Annotated in this window: 20 protein-coding genes; 4 read left to right on the forward strand and 16 right to left on the reverse strand. The window is 60.6% G+C overall.

Features of this window, described 5'->3' with window-relative positions; all coding sequences use genetic code 11:
- Positions 1-53 precede the first annotated feature (53 nt).
- Genes ACXHRN_RS20135 through guaD form a run of 3 tightly spaced genes read left to right on the forward strand, consistent with a single transcriptional unit; the run spans position 54 to position 3,627 of the window.
- Positions 54-911, forward strand: coding sequence for an aromatic ring-hydroxylating dioxygenase subunit alpha (locus ACXHRN_RS20135; RefSeq protein WP_488638079.1), 858 nt, complete (start codon positions 54-56; stop codon positions 909-911).
- A gap of 4 nt (positions 912-915) precedes the next feature.
- Positions 916-2,247, forward strand: coding sequence for an amidohydrolase family protein (locus ACXHRN_RS20140; protein WP_488638080.1), 1,332 nt, complete (start codon positions 916-918; stop codon positions 2,245-2,247).
- An 18-nt stretch (positions 2,248-2,265) separates the two neighbouring features.
- Positions 2,266-3,627 carry a guanine deaminase gene (guaD, locus tag ACXHRN_RS20145; protein ID WP_488638081.1) on the forward strand — a complete coding sequence of 454 codons (1,362 nt, stop codon included), beginning with the start codon at positions 2,266-2,268 and terminating at the stop codon, positions 3,625-3,627.
- A 240-nt stretch (positions 3,628-3,867) separates the two neighbouring features.
- Here guaD and ACXHRN_RS20150 read toward each other — a convergent pair whose 3' ends face one another.
- Genes ACXHRN_RS20150 through ACXHRN_RS20160 form a run of 3 tightly spaced genes read right to left on the reverse strand, consistent with a single transcriptional unit; the run spans position 3,868 to position 6,152 of the window.
- The gene (locus ACXHRN_RS20150; protein ID WP_488638082.1) at positions 3,868-4,680 is read right to left on the reverse strand and encodes a 3-methyl-2-oxobutanoate hydroxymethyltransferase; all 813 of its coding nucleotides are present in this window, start codon (positions 4,678-4,680) and stop codon (positions 3,868-3,870) included.
- 36 nt (positions 4,681-4,716) lie between these two features.
- Complete coding sequence (locus ACXHRN_RS20155) at positions 4,717-5,034, reverse strand: MocE family 2Fe-2S type ferredoxin (RefSeq protein WP_488638083.1); 318 nt, start codon at positions 5,032-5,034, stop codon at positions 4,717-4,719.
- Between the two features lie 38 nt (positions 5,035-5,072).
- Positions 5,073-6,152: a fatty acid desaturase family protein gene (locus ACXHRN_RS20160; RefSeq protein ID WP_488638084.1), complete on the reverse strand. Its 1,080-nt coding sequence runs from the start codon at positions 6,150-6,152 to the stop codon at positions 5,073-5,075.
- 241 nt (positions 6,153-6,393) lie between these two features.
- On the opposite strand from ACXHRN_RS20160, the gene ACXHRN_RS20165 reads away from it, so the two are divergent.
- Positions 6,394-7,416: a LacI family DNA-binding transcriptional regulator gene (locus tag ACXHRN_RS20165; protein ID WP_488638085.1), complete on the forward strand. Its 1,023-nt coding sequence runs from the start codon at positions 6,394-6,396 to the stop codon at positions 7,414-7,416.
- A 220-nt stretch (positions 7,417-7,636) separates the two neighbouring features.
- Here the strand turns inward: ACXHRN_RS20165 and ACXHRN_RS20170 are convergent, their stop codons facing one another.
- The 13 genes from ACXHRN_RS20170 to ACXHRN_RS20230 form a co-directional block, all read right to left on the reverse strand.
- Complete coding sequence (locus ACXHRN_RS20170; RefSeq protein WP_488638086.1) at positions 7,637-8,401, reverse strand: ATP-binding cassette domain-containing protein; 765 nt, start codon at positions 8,399-8,401, stop codon at positions 7,637-7,639.
- Between the two features lie 4 nt (positions 8,402-8,405).
- Entirely contained in the window at positions 8,406-9,392 is a 987-nt protein-coding gene (locus ACXHRN_RS20175) for an ABC transporter permease (RefSeq protein WP_488638087.1), read from the reverse strand.
- A gap of 57 nt (positions 9,393-9,449) precedes the next feature.
- A complete protein-coding gene (locus ACXHRN_RS20180; protein WP_488638088.1) occupies positions 9,450-10,394 on the reverse strand; it encodes a substrate-binding domain-containing protein in 945 nt (314 codons plus the stop codon).
- A gap of 440 nt (positions 10,395-10,834) precedes the next feature.
- On the reverse strand, positions 10,835-11,908 hold the full coding sequence (locus ACXHRN_RS20185; protein ID WP_488638089.1) for an ABC transporter ATP-binding protein: 1,074 nt from the start codon (positions 11,906-11,908) through the stop codon (positions 10,835-10,837).
- 23 nt (positions 11,909-11,931) lie between these two features.
- On the reverse strand, positions 11,932-13,851 hold the full coding sequence (locus ACXHRN_RS20190) for a glycoside hydrolase family 127 protein (protein WP_488638090.1): 1,920 nt from the start codon (positions 13,849-13,851) through the stop codon (positions 11,932-11,934).
- A gap of 41 nt (positions 13,852-13,892) precedes the next feature.
- On the reverse strand, positions 13,893-14,774 hold the full coding sequence (locus tag ACXHRN_RS20195) for a carbohydrate ABC transporter permease (RefSeq protein ID WP_488638091.1): 882 nt from the start codon (positions 14,772-14,774) through the stop codon (positions 13,893-13,895).
- Positions 14,771-15,688 (reverse strand): carbohydrate ABC transporter permease, encoded by a 918-nt coding sequence (locus ACXHRN_RS20200; RefSeq protein WP_488641958.1) that lies wholly within the window; start codon positions 15,686-15,688, stop codon positions 14,771-14,773. Before ACXHRN_RS20200 ends, ACXHRN_RS20195 begins: the two co-directional genes overlap by 4 nt.
- Positions 15,689-16,098: 410 nt before the next feature.
- On the reverse strand, positions 16,099-17,337 hold the full coding sequence (locus ACXHRN_RS20205) for an ABC transporter substrate-binding protein (protein WP_488638092.1): 1,239 nt from the start codon (positions 17,335-17,337) through the stop codon (positions 16,099-16,101).
- 54 nt (positions 17,338-17,391) lie between these two features.
- Complete coding sequence (locus ACXHRN_RS20210) at positions 17,392-18,384, reverse strand: LacI family DNA-binding transcriptional regulator (protein WP_488638093.1); 993 nt, start codon at positions 18,382-18,384, stop codon at positions 17,392-17,394.
- Positions 18,385-18,630: 246 nt separating this feature from the next.
- Positions 18,631-19,815, reverse strand: a complete 1,185-nt coding sequence (locus ACXHRN_RS20215; protein ID WP_488638094.1) for a M24 family metallopeptidase — start codon at positions 19,813-19,815, stop codon at positions 18,631-18,633.
- A 33-nt stretch (positions 19,816-19,848) separates the two neighbouring features.
- The gene (locus tag ACXHRN_RS20220) at positions 19,849-20,265 is read right to left on the reverse strand and encodes a cupin domain-containing protein (protein WP_488638095.1); all 417 of its coding nucleotides are present in this window, start codon (positions 20,263-20,265) and stop codon (positions 19,849-19,851) included.
- Positions 20,266-20,315: 50 nt separating this feature from the next.
- Entirely contained in the window at positions 20,316-21,152 is an 837-nt protein-coding gene (locus ACXHRN_RS20225; RefSeq protein ID WP_488638096.1) for a phosphoenolpyruvate hydrolase family protein, read from the reverse strand.
- Between the two features lie 8 nt (positions 21,153-21,160).
- Positions 21,161-22,357, reverse strand: a complete 1,197-nt coding sequence (locus ACXHRN_RS20230) for a Tm-1-like ATP-binding domain-containing protein (protein WP_488638097.1) — start codon at positions 22,355-22,357, stop codon at positions 21,161-21,163.
- Between the last annotated feature and the right edge of the window lie 99 nt (positions 22,358-22,456).

Raw genomic sequence — 22,456 nt, forward strand, 5'->3', positions numbered from 1 at the left:
ACCCATCAAACTGTGGTGGACCGGATTTACGATCAAAGGACAGGAGCGAGACCATGACATTATGTTCCGACAAGGCGGCACTCGATCAATGGTATCCGCTGGACACCGAAGCCGACATTGCCTTCGGCACATCGGCCAACCGGCTGCTGGGAACAGACCTCACCGTGCGCCGCGAGAAGGACGGCACGATCGAAGTGCATGCCGAGGGGCGCGCCGGGCCGCTGCCGATGATCCGCAAGCTGGGCCTGCGGTGGGTGACGCTGGGCGAGCCGAAGGGCGGCCTGTTCGCGCTGCCCGAGGCGGAAGAGGATGATCGCAGGGTGGTCAATTGCGGCACGGTGGCGGTGAATGCATCCGGCCTGCGCATCGTCGAGAATTTCCTCGACATGGCGCATTTTCCCTTCGTGCACACCGATATTCTCGGTGCCGAGCCGCACACCGAAGTCGAGCACTACAATGTCGAGATCCGCAGGGATGTCGACGAGGTCTGGGCGACCAACTGCAAGTTCTTCCAGCCGCAGGCGGCACTTTCGGCCACCGATGGCATCATGACCGACTATATCTACCGCGTCATGACGCCGTTCACGACGGTGCTCTACAAGACCTGCCCGAATGCAGCCAACCGCTGGGATGTGATCTGCCTGTTCGTGCAGCCGGTCGAGCCAACGAGGTGCCGCGCGCATCCGGTGATGTTCCTGATCGACGATGTCTCGACCACCACCGATCTCGTGCATTTCCAGCAGCTGATCTTCCTGCAGGACCGCATCATTCTCGAAAACCAGCGCCCTGTGCTGTTTCCGATGGAGCCGCGCGCCGAAATCCCGACGCGCGCCGATGCGACCTCGATCGCCTATCGCCGCTGGCTGAAGGAAAAAGGCATCACCTACGGCACATCAGCGATGGCTGCGTGACCTGATGAGCCGCATTGATATCGCCATCATCAACGCCACTGTCCTGCCGATGGGTGGCGCGAAAAAGATCGACAAGGGCACCGTGACGATTTCGGGCGATAGTATTCTTGCTGTCGGGCCGGCGGCCTCGGTATCGACCGAAGGTGCCATCAAGGTCATCGACGCCAAGGGCCGCGTCGTCATGCCTGGCTTCGTCAACTGCCACACCCACATTGCCTCCAACATGCTGCTGCGCGGCCTGTTGGAAGACGTGCAGCTGTTCGAATGGCTGGGCACGATGTGGCGGCTGAAGCGCAATTTCGATGAGGAAACACTCTATTGGGCCAGCCTGATGGGTCTGGTCGAAATGGCGAAATCCGGCATCACCACGTTCAACGAGCATTTCGATGCCTACCGCGTCGAACCGGAAATCGAAGCACTGAAGAAGATGCCACTGAGGGCGACGCTCGGCTACGGCCTTGCCGATCGCGGCCTCTATTCCGACATCACCCCGTGGTCGTGGAAGGCGCTCGACAATTTCGGCGACAAGGTCTCAAGGCACCACAAGACGGGTAATGATCGCGTGCATGTCGCGCTGTCGCCGCATGCGCCCTATTCCTGCGGCGCCGAGATGTACCGCAAGGTGCGCGAGGTCGCCGATGCCTACAGGGTCGTCATCCACACGCACCTCGCCGAGGGACCACAGGAGATCGCGTATGTCAAGGAAACCTACGGCACGACGCCGGTGCAATGGGTCCATTCGCTGGGCTTCCTCGGACCGGACGTGACGGCTGCGCATTGCACCCAGCTCAATGACGACGACATCAGGATCATGGCGGAGACCGGTACGCGGATCGCCCACTGCCCGTGCTGCAACGCCAAGCTCAATTCCGGCACGATGCGTCTGCGCGCCTGCTGCGAGGCGGGTATCACCGTCGGGCTCGCGACCGACGGACCTGCGAGCCACAATGCGCTCGACATGTTCCAGGAGATGAAGTTTGCCGGCATGATCCACAAGGACAGGACCAACGACGTCGAGTTCCTGAAAACCAGCGAGTTGCTTGAGATGGCCACCACGGGTGCGGCAGCGGCGATGAACCGGCCGGACGTCGGCGCACTTGCGCCGGGCAAGAAGGCGGACGTCATCATCGTCGATCTCGACAAGGCGCACTGCCTGCCGGTCTATGACGAGGCTGCGGCACTGGTTTACTCCGCCCGCGCCGACGACGTGGTGACGACGATCTGCGACGGCGCTGTTCTCATGCAGGATCGGGTGGTTCTGGGGCTGGACGAAGCCGAAATACGGAACAATTTCCGCGAGCGCGCCCTTTCGCTCAGAGCACGCAGCCTGGGCTGAACAATAAAGAGAGTTGGAATGGACCTTCGCAACCGAACGATCCTGGCATCGGGATTTCACGCGCCGGTGCGCGGCGAGATCGATGTTCTCGAAGATGTACTGATCGACGTGACCAGCGCCGGCACGATCGGCGCCGTCCACCGGCCCAGCGACCCGAACTACCGCGTCATCCGCGAAACGCGCGAGCTGTCGGGCGAGGTGGTCAAATTGCCGGCCGGCTCCTATCTCATCCCGGGTTTCGTTGATCTGCATGTGCATGCGCCGCAATACCCGCAGCTTGGCAGCGCGCTGGACATGCCGCTGGAAGTCTGGCTGCAGAAGCACACTTTTCCGCTCGAAGCCCGCTACGAAGACATCAATTTCGCCCGTCACAGCTATGACCTGCTGGTAGACGACCTCCTGGCCAATGGCACGACCACGGCGCTCTACTTCGCCACCATACATCAGGAGGCGACGCGGGCGCTGGTCGATATCTGCCTGGAGAAGGGCCAACGCGCGCTGGTCGGCAAGGTGGCGATGGACAACGCTGATGAATGCCCCGACGACTACCGCGATGCCTCGCCGGAGGCCGCGATCGAGGGCACGCGCTCGCTGATCGACTATGTCCGGAGCCATCCCGACAATGCGGATAGCCGCGTGCTTCCCGTTGTGACGCCGCGCTTCATCCCCTCCTGCACCGATGCTGCGCTTGAAGGTCTTGGCGCGCTTGCAAGGGAATGCGGCTGCCACGTCCAGACACATTGCTCGGAGAGCGATTGGGAGCATGGCTATGTGCTCTCCCGTCATGGTGTGACCGACACGGAAAGCCTCGACCGCTTCGGGCTCCTGGGCCGCAAGACGGTGCTCGCACATTCCAACTTTCTCACCGATGCCGACATGGACAAGATGAAGCTGCGTGAAAGCGCAGTGGCCCATTGCCCGCTGTCGAATGCCTATTTCGCCAATGCGGTCTTTCCGTTGAGAGCCGCACTGGAAAAGGGCGTGAATGTGGGTCTCGGCACCGATATTTCCGGCGGGCCGAGTGCTTCGATGTTCGAGAATTGCCGTGCTGCGGTCATGGCCTCGCGTATGCTGGAAAGTGGCGTTGATCCGAAGCTCTCGGCTGAGCATCGCGCTTCCTATGGGCAGGCGCGCATCGATTTCCGCGACGCATTCCATATCGCCACGGCTGGTGGCGGCAAGGCGCTTGATCTCCCGATCGGGCAATTTTCGCCGGGTTATCTCTTCGATGCGCTGGTTGTCGACACGAAGGCCGACAAATCACCCATTCACCTCTGGGACGATCTCGATCGCGGCGACGGCATCCTGCAGAAGATCATCTATGCCGCAGGACGGGCCAACATCACCGATCGCTGGGTCGGCGGCAAGCACATCAAATAAGCAGCAAAGCCGGAAATAAAAAAAGCCCGGTGCGGGAGGAGGTGCACCGGGCTTATATCTTGACCAACGGCTGGGAGGAGGAGTGCCGGTGGTCGACCGCAAGACGTTCGGGAGGAGGTGAACTGTCTTGCTGATTTGAAGATAATGCTGCGTTGAAACGTGTTCAAGAGCTAAATTATCGCAACGCACCATTATTGTCTGACTTAATTTGCGCTGTGCTCTTTCCGCAACATATTTCGATCATACGACAGTGGGCACACCATTCAGGGAGGCCACGAATCGATCCCGTTCCTCCGCAGGCATGCCGACAAGCTGTTTCCCAACCGGAAAAGCACCGTTAGAAACATCCTCGGCATATTCGCGGAACGCTGCGATTCGCTCTCGTTGCAGCCGTTGATTCTCCGAATGGAAGTCACGATAGACCTTGGAGTGACGAGGGTAATGGCCATCGTGGCTACCGAGCACGTCGGTCGCAAAAAGGTATTGCGCATCACAGCCGCCGCCAGCCCCCATCGAGATCATCAGCATCGTTGTGCGCGCTGAAATCGCCGTGGCCACATCCGGCGGCACGACCTCGATTTCGGCGGCGAAGGCGCCTGCCGCTTCGAGCGCCTTGGTTTGCTCCCAGATCCACGTGGCCTGCTCGAATGTCTTGCCGACCGCCTTGAAGCCACCCGTCCATGTGCGACGCGATGGGATCAAGCCGACATGACCGACCACGGGAATGCCCTCGTCGCGCATCCGCCGGACGATGCCGAGGCTAGCGCCGCAATAGACCGCATTGGCGCCGATCTTCAGCAGCTTGAAGGCGATACGGAGATAATCCTCCTCGGTGACAAACAGTCCAGGCTCCAGACCACCGACTACGAATGGATGCGGACAAGCATCGCGGAAACCATCCTGCACCAATAGCTCGGGCGGAACCGACAGCATGTCGATACCGGCCTCGCTGGCCGCAGCCGCTTCCTCCATCGTTTCGACACGAAGCTTGGTCAACTGCCGTTTGCCCTTGAGAGCAAGAAGGTCAGCGACGGTGGCGGGAATAGCGGGCATTGGCAGATCCTGCGTTGCGAGGAATTTATGCTGGGACTAGGCGACTTTCAGCAGGACGCGGTCACCCTCGACCCTGACAGCAAAGGTGGCAAGATCGACACAGACCGGCGCGCCCTTGGCCCGCCCCGTGGTCAAATCGAAGCGACCATTGTGCTTGGGACATTCGATGATATCGCCCATGACCAAGCCATCAGCGAGATGCACTTTCTCATGGGTACACAGGCCTGCGGTGGCGAAGTAGCGGTCGTCCTCGGTGCGATAGAGCGCGTAGGTCTGGCCAGCGTGATCGAAGCGGATCACATCTTCCTGGTCGATGTCGTCCACCCCGCAGGCGTCAATCCAGCCGGCATCCATTGTCATTCTCCATGTCGTCATTTCATTATGTCGTCATTTCATTCGGCCGGCTTGAGCACCGTTCCGTGATTGTAGGGTACGGGCTTGGCCCCCGCCGGCAATTCACGCACCACGAACCATGCCGGCTCGCGTACCTGCCTGAGCAAGGCCGGAATGATCTCGCGATAGGCAGCGATGGTGCTGGGATAGGGTGTTGGGCAGTCCGCCTTGATCGCAGCATGCAACCGGGGCAGAGCGTGATACGGCACCATCGGAAACATGTGATGCTCGACGTGATAGTTCATGTTCCAATAGAGGAAGCGGAACAGCCGGTTCATGTAGACGGTACGGCTGTTCAGCCGGTGGTCGAGCACATCCTCCGCCAGCCCAGCATGCTGGGTCAGCCCGAAAAATGGCGTCATGAAGCCGCCATAGAGCGAGGGGAGGCCGATCAGCATTGCCGGCAGGATGCTGCCCATCATCAGGCAGGCAATGATGACCGCGGCGTAGATAGCCAGATAGATGCGCGCGACGAGATAAACCTTGCCGCGCTCCGTCTCAGGGACGTAGGTCTTCTCCTCGTCGCTCAGCCTGCCGCCGGCATGCATGAACAGCTGTTTGAAGAGGTTGACGGCACTTTTCAGGGCGAAGAAATTCAGCAGGATGCCTGGTATGTCCGGCGGCCGCGGCACGGCGATTTCCGGGTCGCGGCCGACGATGATCGTGTCGGTGTGATGGCGGGTGTGGCTCCAGCGCCAGACGGTTGGCTCTCGCAGGATCATGAAGCTGCCGATGGCGTAGACCACATCATTCATCCAGCGCGTCTTGAACGCCGTGCCGTGGCCGGCCTCGTGCCAGCGGCTGTCGCTCGCCGAACCGTAAAGCACGCCATAAACGAGGAAGAAGGGCGCCGCCCACCACGAGCCCCAGAAATAGATGCCACCCGCACCCGATAGGAGCAATGCACCGATCCAGATGGCGGTATCGCGCAAGGCTGGACCGTCGCTGCGCTTCATCAATTCCTTGAGCACCTTGCGATCAATCGGGCAGGAATACCATTCGGCTGCCGCCAGGCCATTCGCCTCTGCTTCAGCCGAATCCCGGCCAATCAGGCTGTAATCGCGGGCTGTGGGTTTCATTGCAGGTTCCGTCTCACTCAATCACATCACAAAACATCATATTGACGCTTCAAAATGAAGTTATAATTTGCCAACCACTGCTGTCAAGCGTGCTACACTGCCTATCTTGCAGCAAAATGCATCGTTGGTGCCGATTTCCACCGCTGGACCACTGGCACATCGACGATTATCCGGCTAATACCTCATTTTGATGCAATTTTTCGCCGCAGGTGTGTTGGCGAGATCGATATGAGGCCGTTGCTTGAAGAAGAATCGTCCGAAACTGGATGAAATCGCCCGCATCGCCGGGGTGTCGAAGGCCACCGTCGACAGGGTTCTCAATGGCCGCGCCGGCGTGCAGGAACATACCCGTGTGCATGTCCTGAAAATCGCTGGCGAATTGTCCGGCGCCACCCCGCAGGCTCCCACCGGCAGGTCGACGATCCGACTGGATTTCGTCCTGCCGGGTGGCAGCAACGCTTTCATCACCGATCTTGCAGTGCAGTTGGAGCGTCAGGCCGGCACGCGAGGCGATGTCGATCTGCACATTCATCGCATCGCCGGCATCGAACCGGAGGAGATCGCCGCCAAGCTCGAGAATTTGCGCGATTTCAGCAGAGGTGTCGGCCTGATCGGGCTCGACAGCCCGGCAGTGCGCGAATCCGTCCGCAGGCTTATCGCGAGCGACATCGCCGTGCTGACGCTGGTGTCGGACATCAGCCATGTCGGACGTGTCAGCTATGTCGGCATCGACAATCGTGCTGCCGGCCGGCTGGCCGGTTACCTGATCGGCCGTTTCCTGCCCGGCGCCTCGGGCAAGGTGGCGCTGATTGCCGGGGCGCTGGCTTACCGGGGCCACGAAGAACGCGAAATGGGCTTCCGCCATATCCTGCAGGAGCGCTTTCCGCGCATGGAGGTCATCGCCGCCCGTGAGATCCGCGAGGATTCGGAGCGGGCCTATGAGGAGGTCCGCTCGTTGCTGAAGGACTATCCCGACCTGCTGGCGATTTATTGCATCGGCGCCGGCCACCGGGGCATTGCCCGCGCTCTCAGCGAGGCAGGTCGCGAGAAGGACGTGGTCTTCATCGGCCATGACCTCACCGAGGATACGCGCGGCTTTCTGCTCGAAGGGGTGATGGATGCGGTGATCGACCAGAATGCCCGCGTCGAGGCCCGCGAGGCGATCGACCGGCTGGTGCGCGCCGTTCGCGGCGAGGGCGAGATTTCGCACACGACGGTGCGCATTCAGTCAGTGTTTTCGGAGAATATTCCGAGCGAGATTTAACGACGTCAGTGCTCGGAGCAAGCCCCCTCATCCGGCCTTCGGCCACCTTCTCCCCGCTGGGGAGACGAGGGTAGATCACCGCGCCGTATTCATCCAATGACGGTACCGCATGGGCGGCTTAGCTATTTTACAAGGCAGTTCAGCGCATTTCCTCTTCTCCCCCGCGGGGAGAAGGTGGCCGAAGGCCGGATGAGGGGGAAGCCGCACCCAAGAAGCACCCCTACTGCACCACAGCCAGCAATTCCTCCCCGGTGATGACCCGCTCGACTTCCTCGATGCTGGTCTTCTTCGGATCGATATCATCTGCCACGATCTTGCCGCGCCGCATGACGATGATGCGGTCGACGACCTGGAAGACGTGGTGGATATTGTGGGCGATGAAGATGCAGGAATGGCCGGTGTCGCGCGCCTCGCGCACGAAGCGCAGGACACCTTGCGTTTCGGCGACCCCGAGATTGTTGGTCGGCTCGTCAAGAATGATCAGGTCGCTCTCGAAATGCATGGCGCGGGCAATAGCCACCGCCTGCCGTTCGCCGCCCGACAACGAGCCGATTGGCGTATTGGGCGGAATATCCTTGGTGATGCCCACCTTCTTGAGCAGATCGCGCGCGACGCCATTCATCGCCTCGTGGTCGAGCCGATTGAAGATCCCCGGCCCCTTGATCGGTTCGCGGCCGAGGAACAGGTTGCGGGCGATCGACAGCTGCGGCACCAGTGCCGAATCCTGGTAGATGGTCTCGATGCCGTTGGCAATGGCGTCGGTTGTCGAGTGCATATCGACGCGCTTGCCCTTGATGTAGATATCACCCGACGTGATCGGTACCGCGCCCGACAGCACTTTGATCAGCGTCGACTTGCCGGCGCCATTGTCGCCCAGCAGGCCGACGATTTCGTGGGTGTTGACCTTGAGGCTGACATTCCTGAGCGCCTGCACACGCCCATAGAACTTGTTGATATTTTCCATGCGGATGAGTTCTTCGGCCATAGCCTCACGTCCCTGCATTGTGTCGGCGTTCGAGCCATGAATGGAGAGCCATCATGCCGAGAATGATCGCGCCGATGAAGATGTTATAGGCCAGGCCCGGCACGCCGATCATGACGATGCCGTTGCGCATGGTGCGCAGAATGAAGATGCCGAGCACGGTACCGATGATGGTGCCGCGGCCGCCGGTCAGGACCGTGCCGCCGATCACCACCATGGCGATGACTTCAAGCTCGTAGCCCGTGCCGCTGTTGGGGTTGGCAGCCGAGGTGCGGATCGAGGAAATGATGCCGGCAAATGCCGCCATCGCCGACGACAGCATGAACAGCAGCACCTTGGTGCGGTTGACGCGCACGCCGCGGGCCCGCGCTGCATTGGCGTTGCCGCCTGATGCCTGGATCCAGTTGCCCGATTTGGTCTGGGTCAGCAGATAGTGCGCGGCGATGGCAAACAGCGCGAACCAGAAAACGGACATGTAGACGCGGAAGCTGCCAATCATGAATTCGCCGACCAGCACATTGGCAAGCGGCACGCCTTCGGCGCTCCAGGTTCGCTGCGGAAAGCCATCGGTGAGGTAAAGAGCCGAGCCACGCACGACCAGCAGCATGCCGAGCGTGACAAGGAATGACGGAATGTTTAGCCGGGTAACGAACCAGCCGTTGACGAAGCCGATGACCATGCTGATGGCGATCGCCACGATAAAGGCCACGCCCATTGGCATCAGCCCGGCATTGAACAAGGTCCACATCACGACAGCGGAAAAGCCGAACACGGAGCCGACCGACAAATCGAATTCACCTGACGTCATCAGCAACGTCATCGCCAATGCGATAAGGCCGAGCTCGACCGTGAAGGCGAGGATGTTGGAGATATTGAGCGCTGAAAGGAAATTGGGATTGATCGCCGTGAAAATCACGAGTTCGACGATCAGCAGGACCAGGGGTCCGAATTCGGGCGCGGCGACGAAGCGCTGCAGCAGGGAGCGATTTTGCATGGATGTCCGCCAGTTAGGGTGTCACCCGGCGAAATCGCCGGATGACACTTATGAGGATTATTTTCCGCTCATGATTTTGTCGTAGATTGCGGCATTGTCTTTTTCATAGAGAGTGCCGACATAGACGTTGAAGCCTGGGGGAATCTGGCTGGCAGCCATCGCGGCCATGGACAGGCCGATATAGCTGGTGGCCTGCGGATCCTGCCACATCGCAGCATTGACGTAGCCGCCGATGACTTCCTGGGTTGTATCCTGCGAATTGCCCCAGCCGACGGCCGGGATCTCGCCGGCCTTGACGCCGACTTGGTCGAAAACGCGCTTGACCGAGCCTGTCACCAGATCGCCGAGGCCGATGATTGCCTTGACCTTGGTGCGATTGGCGGTGAGGTAGTCGCTCATGCGGTTGATGATTTCACCTTGGTCGAGCGTGGTGTCGGTGACTTCCCAAGTGATGTTGAGAGGCTTGAAGACACTGGCAATGCCCTGCTCTTCCTGCACGCCATAGGTGGCGCCCGGAACTTCGACCGGCATCCAGACGAAATCGCCTTCCTTCACCAGTTTATGGTCGACGAGGTATTGCGCCCAGGCAGCGCCAGCCTTCTGGAGATCCATGCCGACATAGGCGTTGAACTTCACCGTTGGGTCCGGCGTGTTGATGTTGATAACGGAGATACCGGCGGCGCGCGCCTCGTCGACAACCTTGACCAAGCTGCCCGGATCTGGGCTCGAGGTTACGATGCCGTCAGCCTTGGCGGCGATGGCGGCACGAATGGCCTCCTGATGCGAGGGGACGTCGCCGCTGTGGAACGAGGTGTTGACAGTGTTGCCGGTATCGGACGCCCATTGCTTGGCCCCGGCCAGGAAGTAGGTCCAGACCGGATCGGTCGGCGCGCCATGCGAAACCCAATAGAATGTCTTGCCGGCGGCCAGCGCCGGCGAAAAGGCCGCAGCCGCAAAAGCGACGAGCACGGCGGACACGAATAGACTAAGCTTTTTCAGCATGATCAATCCTCCTCCTCTTTGCAGGCCGACCAATTCGGCCCGATTGATCGACGCGCCGTGTGCCGAGTGGCTAGGCGTCGCCCTCCCTTCAATCAAACGGAGCCCTCCAGCCCCGTTCGCATCAACAGGCCGCTGCAAATCCGGCATAGCGAGTTTCCGCGACGCAATAGAGCACCGGGAATTTCGCAATGCGGCATTTTGAGGCGTCATTTTGATACTATTGGTTACGTAAGGGCGGCAAGACCGGCCTGTCAAGCCACAAACTGGATCAGCTGGTGTCACAGAGCCAGCAATTTCCCGTTTGCGGGCATAGCCGGGTTGAGTACGAGAACTGTTTTGCTGAAAATTTAAACAAACACATCATTTTGATGTGTTTGCAGAACAAAACGACCGGCATGTCGAGGACATGCCGGTCGCTGAACGAAACAATGTCTAGACACCTACCGAAGCCGCTCGCCGCTTGTGGCGAAAAATCTCCGGCGGTCGACAGGTGCCGTCAGGTGCAATGTCTCTCCCGATGTGATGTCGGGGCCATCGCGCTGCTCGATGATGACGCTCTGGCCATCCTCCAGCTGGCAATAGAGAAAGCGGTTGCCGCCGAGATATTCCGAGAAATCCACCCTGGCAGGAATGCTGTCCGACCCGGGTGCACCAACGACCACATGCTCCGGCCGCATACCGAACTGCAGCTTGTCGCCCGGCTTGAGTGCAAAACCGTCGATCTCTGCGCCGATCGTGGTGCCGGCTACGCGCATGCTGCCCCCACCCAGCCATTCGGCATTGATGAGGTTCATGCGCGGCGAGCCGATGAAACCGGCCACGAAGGCATTGGCGGGGTTCTCGTAGACTTCGCGGGGCGTGCCGGTTTGCTCGATCTTGCCATCGCGCAGCACGACGATCTTGTCGGCAAGGGTCATCGCTTCGGTCTGGTCGTGGGTGACGTAGATCATCGTGTTGCCGAGCTCGCGATGCAGGCGGGCGATCTCGATGCGCATCGAGACGCGCAGTTCGGCATCCAGATTCGACAGTGGTTCATCGAACAGGAAGACATCCGGCTTGCGGACGATTGCCCGGCCGATCGCCACGCGCTGCCGCTGGCCGCCCGAGAGCTGCCCCGGCCGGCGGTCGAGCAGATGGTCGATCTTCAGGATCGACGAGGCTGCGGCGACGCGACTGCCGATCTCGGAGGGATCGGTGCGCGCCATCTTCAACCCGAAGGCCAGATTGTCGCGCACGCTCATATGCGGATAGAGCGCGTAGGACTGGAAGACCATGGCGATGCCACGCTCGGACGGATCGAGATCGGTGACGTCCCTGCCCTTGATGGCAATCTCGCCATCGGTCACCTCTTCAAGCCCGGCGATCATGCGCAGCAGCGTCGACTTTCCGCAGCCCGATGGGCCGACGAAGACGACGAAAGCCCCCTCCGCCACATCGAGATCGATGCCATGGATCACCTGCAGGCTGCCGTAGCTCTTGCGCACATCCCGCAGCGCGACGCTGGTGTTGCTCATCCCCTTCACCGTCTGCTCCATCGCTAATTATCCGACTGCAGCCAGACGAGCATCTCGCCCGGCGCGCGGTTGTCCCAGAGATGATAGGGCACGAAACGGGCCTTGGCAGGTTTACGCTCCGCAGGCGCATTGCGATAGAGCGGCTTGCCCCAGTTGGAGGTGTTTTCGCGCATCACCGCGATATCCACGGCGACGGCGTCGTTGAGATCCGTCAGCACCATCGTGTCGGCGGACAGTTCTGTCGGCAGGACGATGGCGTTCAGATCCTCGCCATTATCGGTGGTCTCAACGCAATAGACTAGCGGTCCTCGCATCAGGGCTACCCGGCCGGCATCCTGTCGCACTTTCGGATTGGCATATTGCGGTCGGAGCGCCAGCGGCAGATAGAGGGCGACGCGATCGCCGTCGCGCCATTCACGTTCGATACGGGCATAGCCATCGACAACATGGGTGGCGAGGTCGATCATCGCACCGTTGACGCTCAATGTTGCACCCTCGGCCCATTCGGGAACACGCAGTGACAGCGCAAACCGCGTTGACTTGGCGACCTTGACATCAAACGCGATGGCGCCATCCCAGGGATAGTTGCTTGTCTGCTTGAGCTCGACCTTGGCGCCGTTGCCCAGCGTCAGGCGTGCGGTGCTTTCGCCATAGAGATGGACGGCGATCTCATCATCGGCTGCTGCATACATGTAGGAGCCGATTGACGTGACCAGGCGGGCGATGTTGGGCGGGCAGCAGGGGCAATGGTGCCACTTCCATCTGTGATGCTTGCCGGCGCTTTCGAGCGGATTGTCGTAGAAGAAGGTCTTGCCGTCCGTCGACAGGCCGGGAAGCGCGCCATTGTAAAGCGCCTGTTCCATGATATCGGCATAGCGACGATCCGGGCCTCTGCCGAGCATGCGGTTCGCCCAGAACACCAGGCCAACCGAGGCGCAGGTCTCGGCATAGGCGGTCTCGTTGGGCAGGTCGAAATAGTCGGTGAACCCCTCGTTGGAGGCTGCAGGCCCGATGCCGCCGGTGATGTACATCTGCTTGGTGGTCAGGTCGTCCCACAGCGTTTCCAGCGCCGCCGTCAGGCTGTCGTCCTTATACTCGGTAGCAATATCGGCCATGCCCGAATAGAGATACATGGCGCGCACCGCGTGGCCGACGACCTTCTTCTGAGCGCGCACCGGCTCGTGCGCCTGGCCATATTCGTAGGTCTTTTGGTGAAAATCCGAGGCGTCGCGACCGTCGCGAGCGCTTTCGGCCGTAAAAAAGTGCGGCTCAGTCCCACGCTCGTCGATGAAGAATTTCGAGAGATCCATGTATTTCTGCTCGCCGGTCACGCGGGCGAGCTTGACCAGCGCCAGCTCGATTTCCTCATGGCCGCAGTAGCCGGGCAGCTGTCCGGGCCCATGGCCGAAGACCTTGATCATGTAGTCGGCAAAGCGGCACATGATGTCGAGCAGCTTGCGCTTTCCCGTCGCCTGATAGTAAGCGACGGCGCCCTCCATCAGATGGCCGGCGCAATAGAGTTCGTGGTGGTCGCGCAGGTTCTTCCAGCGGCGCTCCGGCTGCACGCGCTGGAACCAGCCGTTCACATAGCCATCCTTGTCCTGCAGCTTTTCATACATGTCGATGATCCCGTCGGCACGGGCTTCGAGTTCGGGATTGGCCCGGCGATAGAGCGAATAGGCGATGGTTTCGATCGACTTGCCGAGATCGCTGTCCCAGAACATCTGCGTCGTGCCGCCCCACGGCTGGATCGGGATGACGACGCCCGGGCTTGGCTGGCTGACATCAATCGCCTTCAGCATGCCCGCTTCGACGCAGCGGTCGAGCAGGGTCTCGGCGGTGGAATCGCAGACGGCGTCCTGCCACTTGCCCCAGAAACCGCCGAGATCGACATCGGGCACGGCAACGGGACGGAACTGACGGTCTTTGCTTGATTTGGTCATGAGAACACTTTCACTCTTGGATTTCATTCACTCTGGGGATTTCATTTCACCGCGCCGGCCATCAGGCCGCGCATGTAGTAGCGTTGCAGAAGCAGGAAGACGAACAGGCAGGGCACAACCATGACAGCCACGCCGGCTTGCACCGCGCCCCAGTTGATGGCGCCGAGCCGGCCGGTGCGAACGGCGGTCATCAGCACGGGTAGTGTGAAATTGTCGTTGCTGGAAAGCAGTACCAGCGCCGCAAAAAACTCGTTCCAGGCATTCAGGAAGGCGAAGATCGACACGGTGGCAATTCCCGGCATGACCAGCGGCAGAAGCACCCGCACCAGCAGCCGCAGATCGCGCGCGCCATCGATCCGTGCCGCCTCCTCGATCTCCTTCGGCACCGCGTCGAAAGCGTTGCGCATCATGAAAACAGAAAACGGCAATTGCAGTGTCACATAGACCAGTGTCAGCCCGAACAGCGAATTGTTGAGCCCGAGCCTGGCGAGGATGATGAACAGCGGTGTCAGGATCGACTGGAACGGGATCATCAGCGTCGCGATAATCAGCACGAACAGCGCGTTCTTGAACCGGAAGCGATAGCGCGAGAAGCCATAGCCGGCGAGAACGCTGACTGCCACGGTCAGCACGACCGTGCCAAGCGAGACCACCATCGAATTGATGGTGTGCCGCCAGATGCCAGAGCCGAAGTCGTCCAGCGCACGGTAGGCATCGAAGCTGATGCCGGTCGTCGGCCATGGCGGCAGCGGCGGCGAGCCGGATTCGGCATTCGGGCGGAACGAGGACAGGAAGGTGATCACGAACGGCGCGATGAAGAAGAACGCCGTGCCGATGCCGATGCCGTGATAGATGACCTTGTCCCACAGCGCCTTGCGAGCGCGGATTTCAGTGCGGGAGCTGATTTTTGCCGACGTGCTCATGGACGTTCATCTCCCACGCGCAGCAGCCAGAGCTGCACGACGCTGATCACCAGCAGGATCGCCAGCAGCACGAGCGACAGTGCCGCGCCGTAACCGAGATTGAACGACACGAAGGACTGGTTGAAGATGTAGTAGACCACCGAGATCATCTTGTTCTGCGGTCCGCCCGAGGTCATGATGTAGAATTGGTCGAAGGCGAGGATGGAGCCGGTGATCGACAGGATCAGCGCCAGCGCCATGGTCCTGCGCATCAGCGGCAGTGTCAGATGGCGGAATCGTTGCCAGCGCTTGGCGCCATCAATGCGGGCGGCCTCGGTCAGTTCCTGGGGAATGGCCTGCAGGCCCGTCAGCAGTATGATCATGGTAAAGCCGGCGATCTTCCAAACCACCATGACGATGACAGTCAGGAATGCCGTGTCGAACTTGGCAAGCAGGTTGAGCCTTGTCTTCGTCAGGCCGAGCAGCTGGAATAGCGGCGCAATGAAACCGCTGTCGACATTGGCGAGCCAGACCCACAGCAGCGATGCCGAGGCCAGCCCGACCACGACGGGCAGGAAGATAATGGTGCGATAGGCCGAAATGTATGGTCGCTGCTTTTCCACGAAGATGGCCAGCGGAAAGGCGACGGCGAAGATGGCGATGGTGACGATGATCGTGTAAAACGCCGTGAAGCCAAGTGCCGACATGAAGCGGGCATCATGGGCAATCTTGATATAGTTGCCGAAGCCGGTCCATTTGGGCACACCAAGCAGTGGCCATTTATGCAGGCTCATCCAGACCGTGAACAGCACCGGCAGCACGAAGAAGACGGTGACCAGCACCATGGCCGGGGCGATGTAAAGCAGCCCGCGCCAGCCGGCATTGCGCCTCGTTCGGCGTCTAGTGCGAGGCGGATTAGTGTCGGTCGCGATCATTGCAGTCGTATTCATCCCTGGCCTCCCCTCATCCGGCCTTCGGCCACCTTCTCCCCAAGGGGAGAAGAGGGAGATCGTTGCTCGGCCACCAAGCTAGAAGGACGGTTCCAGCACACGACAACGCCGGCAGCGGGGCTCCGCATTGACAGCGGGTTCCCTCTTCTCCCTTTGGGGAGAAGGTGGCCGGAGGCCGGATGAGGGGTTCTCTTAGCCGCCAACGGCAGGTTGGAACCCCTCATCGCCTCGCTGCGCTCGGCACTTCTCCCCAAGGGGAGAAGAGGGGGCCAGCGATTGGCGCCGGCGTCCCATGCGCCATCAGAGGGTCTGCAACGATTCAACATAGGCAAGTCCAAATGGTCACTGAAGATAATCCGGGAGGGTTGGTGTCCTCCCGGCCATTCAAGTGCGTCTTACTGCGCTGCGTCGATGATCGACTGCATTTCCGTCTGGGCATTGGAGAAGGCGCCGTCGACGTCATCGCCGTAGATCGCGGCATTGATGAAGGTGGCCCACGGACCGTTCGACGAGTTGATCAGGTCGTTGAACTGCAGCGTGTAGGGCGTCTTGGCAACGGCGATTGCCTGGATGCCCACTTTCAGGCGCGGATCGAGGCCCTCAAGCACCTGGTCGGCGATATCGCCGCGCGTCGGCAAGCTGCCATACTTGGCCATGATCTTCTGGCCCTCCAACGAATAGGTGTATTCGAGGAACTGCTTGACCGCTTCAAGCTTCGGCGTGCCCTTGGTGACGACGAAATTGTCACCGCCGGCGAAGGACGAAGGCTTGCCGTCCACCCCAGGGATCAGTGTCACGCCGAAATTGATTTCCGGATGCTGGGTCACCAGTGTGCCGATGGCGAAGGCACCGAGGCTCTGCTGGCCGATCTTGCCATTGGTGAAGCTGAGGAAGTTTGCGCCGTTGTCGCTTGCCGAACCGGCCGGCACGGTGTCCTTCTTGACGAGGTTGCGGTAGATATCGACCGCCTTGCGCATCTGCGGCGTATCGAGTGTCGCCGTTCTGCCATCGGCGGACAGGATATCGGCGCCGGCACCCCAGGTGAGCGGGGTGAAGGTGAAGATCATGCAGCCGCCGCAGCCGCCACCGGAGAAATAGAAGCCGTAGGTGTCGCCGCCGAGAGCGCGGATCTTTTCGGCATTGGCGGTGATTTCATCCCAGTTGGTCGGCGCCTTTTCAGGATCGAGGCCGGCTTTCTTGTAGAGGTCCTTGTTCCACGCGAAGATCGAGGTCTCGACCGAAAGCGGCAAGCCATAGATCTTGTCCTCATAGGTGCCGAGTTTGACGTGCGAGGGCGAGAGCGAGTTGAAGTAAGGCAGCGCCTTGGCCCAATCCGTCAGGTCTTCGAGCTGGCCGGCAGCCGCAAAAGCCGGGGTATAGATGAGGTCGAGCGACAGCGCGTCCGGCGCCTGGCCGCCGGCAATGGCGGTGGCATACTTCTGCACCAGTTCGGAGAACGGCACTTCGGTCATCTCGACCTTGTTGTCGTGGCCGGCGTTATAAGCCTTGACGACTTCCTTGAAGGAATCGCCGATGCCCGAGCGCACCCACATATTGATTGTGTCGGCCGCCGAAGGCGACGCGATCATGCAGGCCGAAATCAGGCATGTTGCTGCCAGTAGTTTCCTGATCATTGTAGTTCCTCCCAAATTTAGGGGCCGTTTCATAACGTGCCCCTCCTCCTCTATTTAAACTTCGCTTCTGTCGCCTCCGCAGGACTCCCTGACGACCAGCTTGCAGGGCAACCGGCGCAAGCCGGGTTCGACGACCTTGCCCTCGGCAAGTGCCAACACCATCAGGCCGGCCTCCCTGCCGAGTTCCTTCAAGTTCATGTCGACAGTGGTCAGCGGCGGCCGTGTCTGCCCCGCAACGATCTCCCAATTGTCGAAACCGATGACCGAGACATCGCCCGGCACCTTGACGCCGCGCTCGCGCAGCGCATCGATGACGCCACGGGCGATCTGGTCGTTGCCGCAGAAGATGCCGTCGGGCTTTTCGGCACCGGCCTTCCAGATCTGATCGATGGCGGAATGCCCCCAGCCTTCCGACCAGACGCCGTACATTACCGGATGCTCGGCGCCGGCGGCATCGGCAAAGGCGCCGGCACGTTCGCGCACCGAGGCAAAGTCCTGCGGACCGGTAATATGCACCAGCCGCTTGCGGCCAATGGATTTCAGCCATTCAGTCGCCAACGTGGCGCCCTGCCCGTCATCTGATGTCAGGGTGACGCTGTCCGGCTCGCCCTTGGTGAAGGCGTAGAGCACGGGCACCGGCAGGCCAGCGAGATCGACAGGGAGAGATTTGTCGACCCGCTTGCCCGTCGCGATGATGCCATCCACCTGCTTGTCCAGCATGGCGTCGACATGGATTTTGGCGAGCGCGGGATCGTCTTCGATCGCGCAAAGAAAGACCGACACGCCGTGATCGACCAGCGCTTCGGAAATGCCGGCCATCACCGGCAGGGTGAAGCGGCCGTAGGTATCGTTGGTCAGGAGTCCGATGGTGAAGCTGCGATTGCTGAGCAGGCCGCGCGCCAGCGCATTCGGCCGGAAGCCGATTTCCGCGGCGATCCGCTTGACCCGGTCTCGGGTCTCGGTTGCCATGCGGCCATTGTCATTGAGAGCTTTCGAGACGGTCGACACACTCACGCCGGCAGCTTTCGCCAACTCGTGAATGGTCACACGATTGCTCTTGGTTCGCTGCGCGTTCAGTTTGACTTCCTCCCAGAATTACCCTGAGAAAACCTTTTCTCATTCGACAAGTCAATATGAGAAAACGTTTTCTCAAAATTTTCCTGCGAGGGGTGGAAACAGCAATCGCTGCAAGCACATAGACAAAAAGGCCCGCAGCTGAGCTACGGGCCTTGATGGCGAAATAGTGCAATGTCGTTTTTTCAGGATGCGATTGGCGCCTGAACCAATGGCCGATCAGCCACCCCGGTTCCAGCCGCGACCGCGATCGCCGAACATCTCGTAGCCGTCTTCCGTGATCGCCAAAGTATCCTCAAGCTTGATGAAGCCGCGGGTGGGGTGCAGCATGGTGGTCTCGACCGAGATCACCATGCCGGCCTCCAGTGGTCGAGCCGCATCGACGCCTTCGTAGCGGACCGGGTGATTGGTCATCAGGAACGGCGCTTCGTGGGTAATCAACCCCATGCCATGCGCGAAGAAGTCGGTGAAAGCAGCACTCGGCGATGCCTTCAGGACCTCTTCGGCATGTTCGATCACATCGCCGCCCAGCGTGCCTGCCTTGACCATCGAAAAGGCCGCCTGCTGCACTGCTTCGATTTCACCAAGCAAATCAAGAAGTTCGGAATCGGGCTCGCCAAGAATGCCCATGCGGCAGAGGTCGCCGATATAGCCGTGATAATTGCCGCCGGAATCGATCGACAGCACCTCGCCTCGCTGCCATGCCTGCTCCGATGCTGCGCGGTTGTGGCTTGAGCCGAGGGTCAGCAGGCAATATTCGAACTGCAGGCCGCGATTGGTTTCCTCGCGGCGCAACTGTTCGATGATCTCGGTCTTGGTCGTGCCCGCCTGCGCCCAGCCGATCGCTGCCAGCATCGAATCCGTGATCAGCTCGGATGCATGCCGGAGCTTGTCGAGTTCGGCCGGCGTCTTCAGTGCCCGCATGCGTTCCATCATGCCGATCGCATCGACGAAGGTCACATCTTCCAGCTCCGCCTTCAGCGCAATATAGGCATCCGACGGCAGGAACGGCGGTTCGATGCCGATGCGCTTGCCCGCGACGCCGAGCTTTTTGAGGTGATCGATGGCGATGGCGATCGAGTCCAGCGTGCCCCAGCAGGCGGGATGGAAGGACGGTGTCCAGAATGGGTGATTGGCATGCTCGCCGCCTTCCATCTTGTTGGCGACGTAGCTGGCATGTTCGGGCGCGCCCTTCTGGTAGATGACGATGGGCAGGTAGCGGCTGTGGCCGATCGCATCCATGGCCGAGAAGAAAATGAACTTGTAGCCACCCAGCAGATAGGCGGTGTTGTGCTTGGACGTGGCGACCAGCACATCGATGCCCGCCGCCTCCATCAGCCGATCGAGCCGGTCGCTGTCGAAGGGTACTTCGAGTTCTGTGGTGTGGTTTGTGTTGACGTTCACGGATCCCTCCCAAGATGCGGTTGCCAGACTAAATCAGGCGCCCTTTGGTATGAGGCGGAAATCCGGAAGCTCGCGAAGCACGAGTTCCGGGCCCGCTGGCGAATAAACGACGAAGAGCTGCATTGGTTCGGCACCGGTATTGAGCGTCGAGTGAAAGCGGCTTTCCGGCACATAGACCGTGCAGCCCGGGCCAACCTGCTTGACGATCGGATTGCCGGCGATGTCCTCGACCATCTGCTCGCCGTTGCCCGAGATGACGAAGATGATCTCCTCGGCGCCGGGATGGTTGTGCCTGGAATGGCCCTTGCCGCTCGGCAGGTCGACCACGCCACCTGAAAATCGTTCCGCGCCGTTGACATCAGGCGCCACCGTCAAGGCCAGCCGGCCCCAGTCAAACCCAAAACTCTCGACGTCCTTCGGATAGAGAAACATATCGTCCTTGTTGGCCATAGTAACGCCTCCTCCCATGATTGTCTAATTCTAGCTCGACACGCGCCCGCCTAGGCGCTGAGCGTCAGTGCCTTGAATGTCGCCGTCTGGTCGCGGATAGCCGCCTCTGCCGGCAAGCGCTCCATCGAGCTTGCGCCGTAAAAGCCATGGCAGCCGGGGCAGCGCTCGAGAACGTATTTCGCATCATCCGGCATCGAGATCGGGCCGCCGTGGCAGAGGACGATAACGTCCTTCCTGATGCGTCTTGCTGCCTCCGCGACGGCTGCGATCTCGTTGACACAATTGTCGAGAGACTTTGCCGAGGTCGCGCCGATCGAGCCGCCGGTCGTTACGCCCATATGGGCAACGATGATGTCGGCTCCCGCCTTGGTCATGGCGATGGCTTCATCCGGATTGAAGACATAGGGCGTGGTCAGCAGATCGAGCTTGTGGGCCTCGGCGATCATATCGACCTCCAGCCCGTAGCCCATGCCGGTCTCCTCGAAACTCTGGCGCATGGCGCCATCGAACAGGCCGATGGTGGGGAAATTCTGCACACCTGAAAAGCCCATTGCCTTCAGCTCGGCGAGAAACTGCGGCATCAGCACGAAGGGATCGGTACCATTGACGCCAGCCAGCACCGGCGTCTTCTTGACCACCGGCAGCACCTCGACCGCCATTTCCTTGACGATCTCATTGGCATTGCCATAGGCAAGCAATCCGGCTGCCGAGCCCCTGCCCGCCATGCGGTAGCGGCCGGAATTGTAGATGATGATCAGGTCGATGCCGCCCGCCTCCTCTGCCTTGGCCGAAAGGCCGGTGCCGGCACCGCCGCCGACGATGGGCTGGCGGCGGGCAATCATGTCCTGGAATTTGGCGAGGATGGTTTGGCGGGAAATGGCGGGCATTGTCTGTCTCACTGTTTGGATATTTCGTGGAAAGCGGCAACGGCCGCCTCAGCAAATTCAGGGTCGTTGATATGGTATGGCAGGTGCTGGATCTGGCGGTCGGCAGTCGTCGCCAACGTCTCCGAGATGGCAGCAAACAATGCGGCATCGGCCTCGAGGTCGAAAAACACACCGCCCTCGATGTCGAGCGCCGAGACTCCCTTTTCCGGAATGAGAAACCGAACCGGGCCTTCGCAGCGGTTGAGCTTTTCGGCAATCCATCGGCCGATCTCCGCGCATTCCGCCGCCGTCGTGCGCATCAATGTGACATTGGGGTTGTGGCGGTAGAACAGCCGATCGCGGTGGCGCTCGGGAATGGTTTCGGGCGCCCAGAAATTGATCATGTCGAGCGCCCCGACCGAGCCAACATAAGGCAGTCGAGTCCGGGCAATCGCGCCGAAGCGATCCTCTGTCGCCGGTAGCACGCCGTCAAACAGATGGTCGCAGACTTCCGTCGTCGTGATGTCGATGACGCCGGTCAGCAAGCCGCTGTCGGCGAGCTTCTCCATTGTTCGTCCACCCGTGCCGGTGGCATGGAAGACCATGCAGTCATGCGAGCCCCGCAGCCGATCGGCAATGGCCGTGACACAAGGCGTCGTCACCCCAAACATGGTCAGGCCAATGGCCGGCTGCGTATCTTTCCCCGAAGCCGGGGCCTTTGCCATGCCAGCGATGGCCTGGGCAGCATTGTGAAGGATGACCCGGCTCAGCCCGTTCAGGCCGGCAAGATCGGTGACCGCGGGCATCATCATGATATCGGAGACATCGACGTAAGGTGCCACATCACCCGAGGCCAGCGTCGAAACCATGATCTTCGGCAGGCCCAACGGCAACTCGCGCATGCCCATGGTGATGATCGATGTGCCGCCACCGCCGCCGATGCCGACCACGCCGGATATGTCGTCTTGCCCGCGAATGAAATTTCGAAAGGCAACACCCATCGCCGAAACCGCCGTACCGCGATCGTCCGTGCCGAACACCGCCTGCTCGCCCTCGGGATGGCAGGCGGCGACCTGGCTTGCACTGATGTCGGTGGCGATGGTCGGCACGCGCGTACCGACGTCAACCATGACGACATCAGCGCCCGCATCCCGGATGTGGGCGGCGAGGTAGGCAAGTTCCTCTCCCTTGGTGTCGGCCGTCCCGACGGCATAAATACGCCCCATCTGTCCTCCCAGACATCCGCTTTGAAACGCAGCGGACTGGCCCGCTCCACCGGGCTTTTTCAGCTCTTCGGCAAAATTACGGCTCTATCAAACCGGCAT

It is taken from the genome of Shinella sp. OV683, assembly GCF_057787725.1.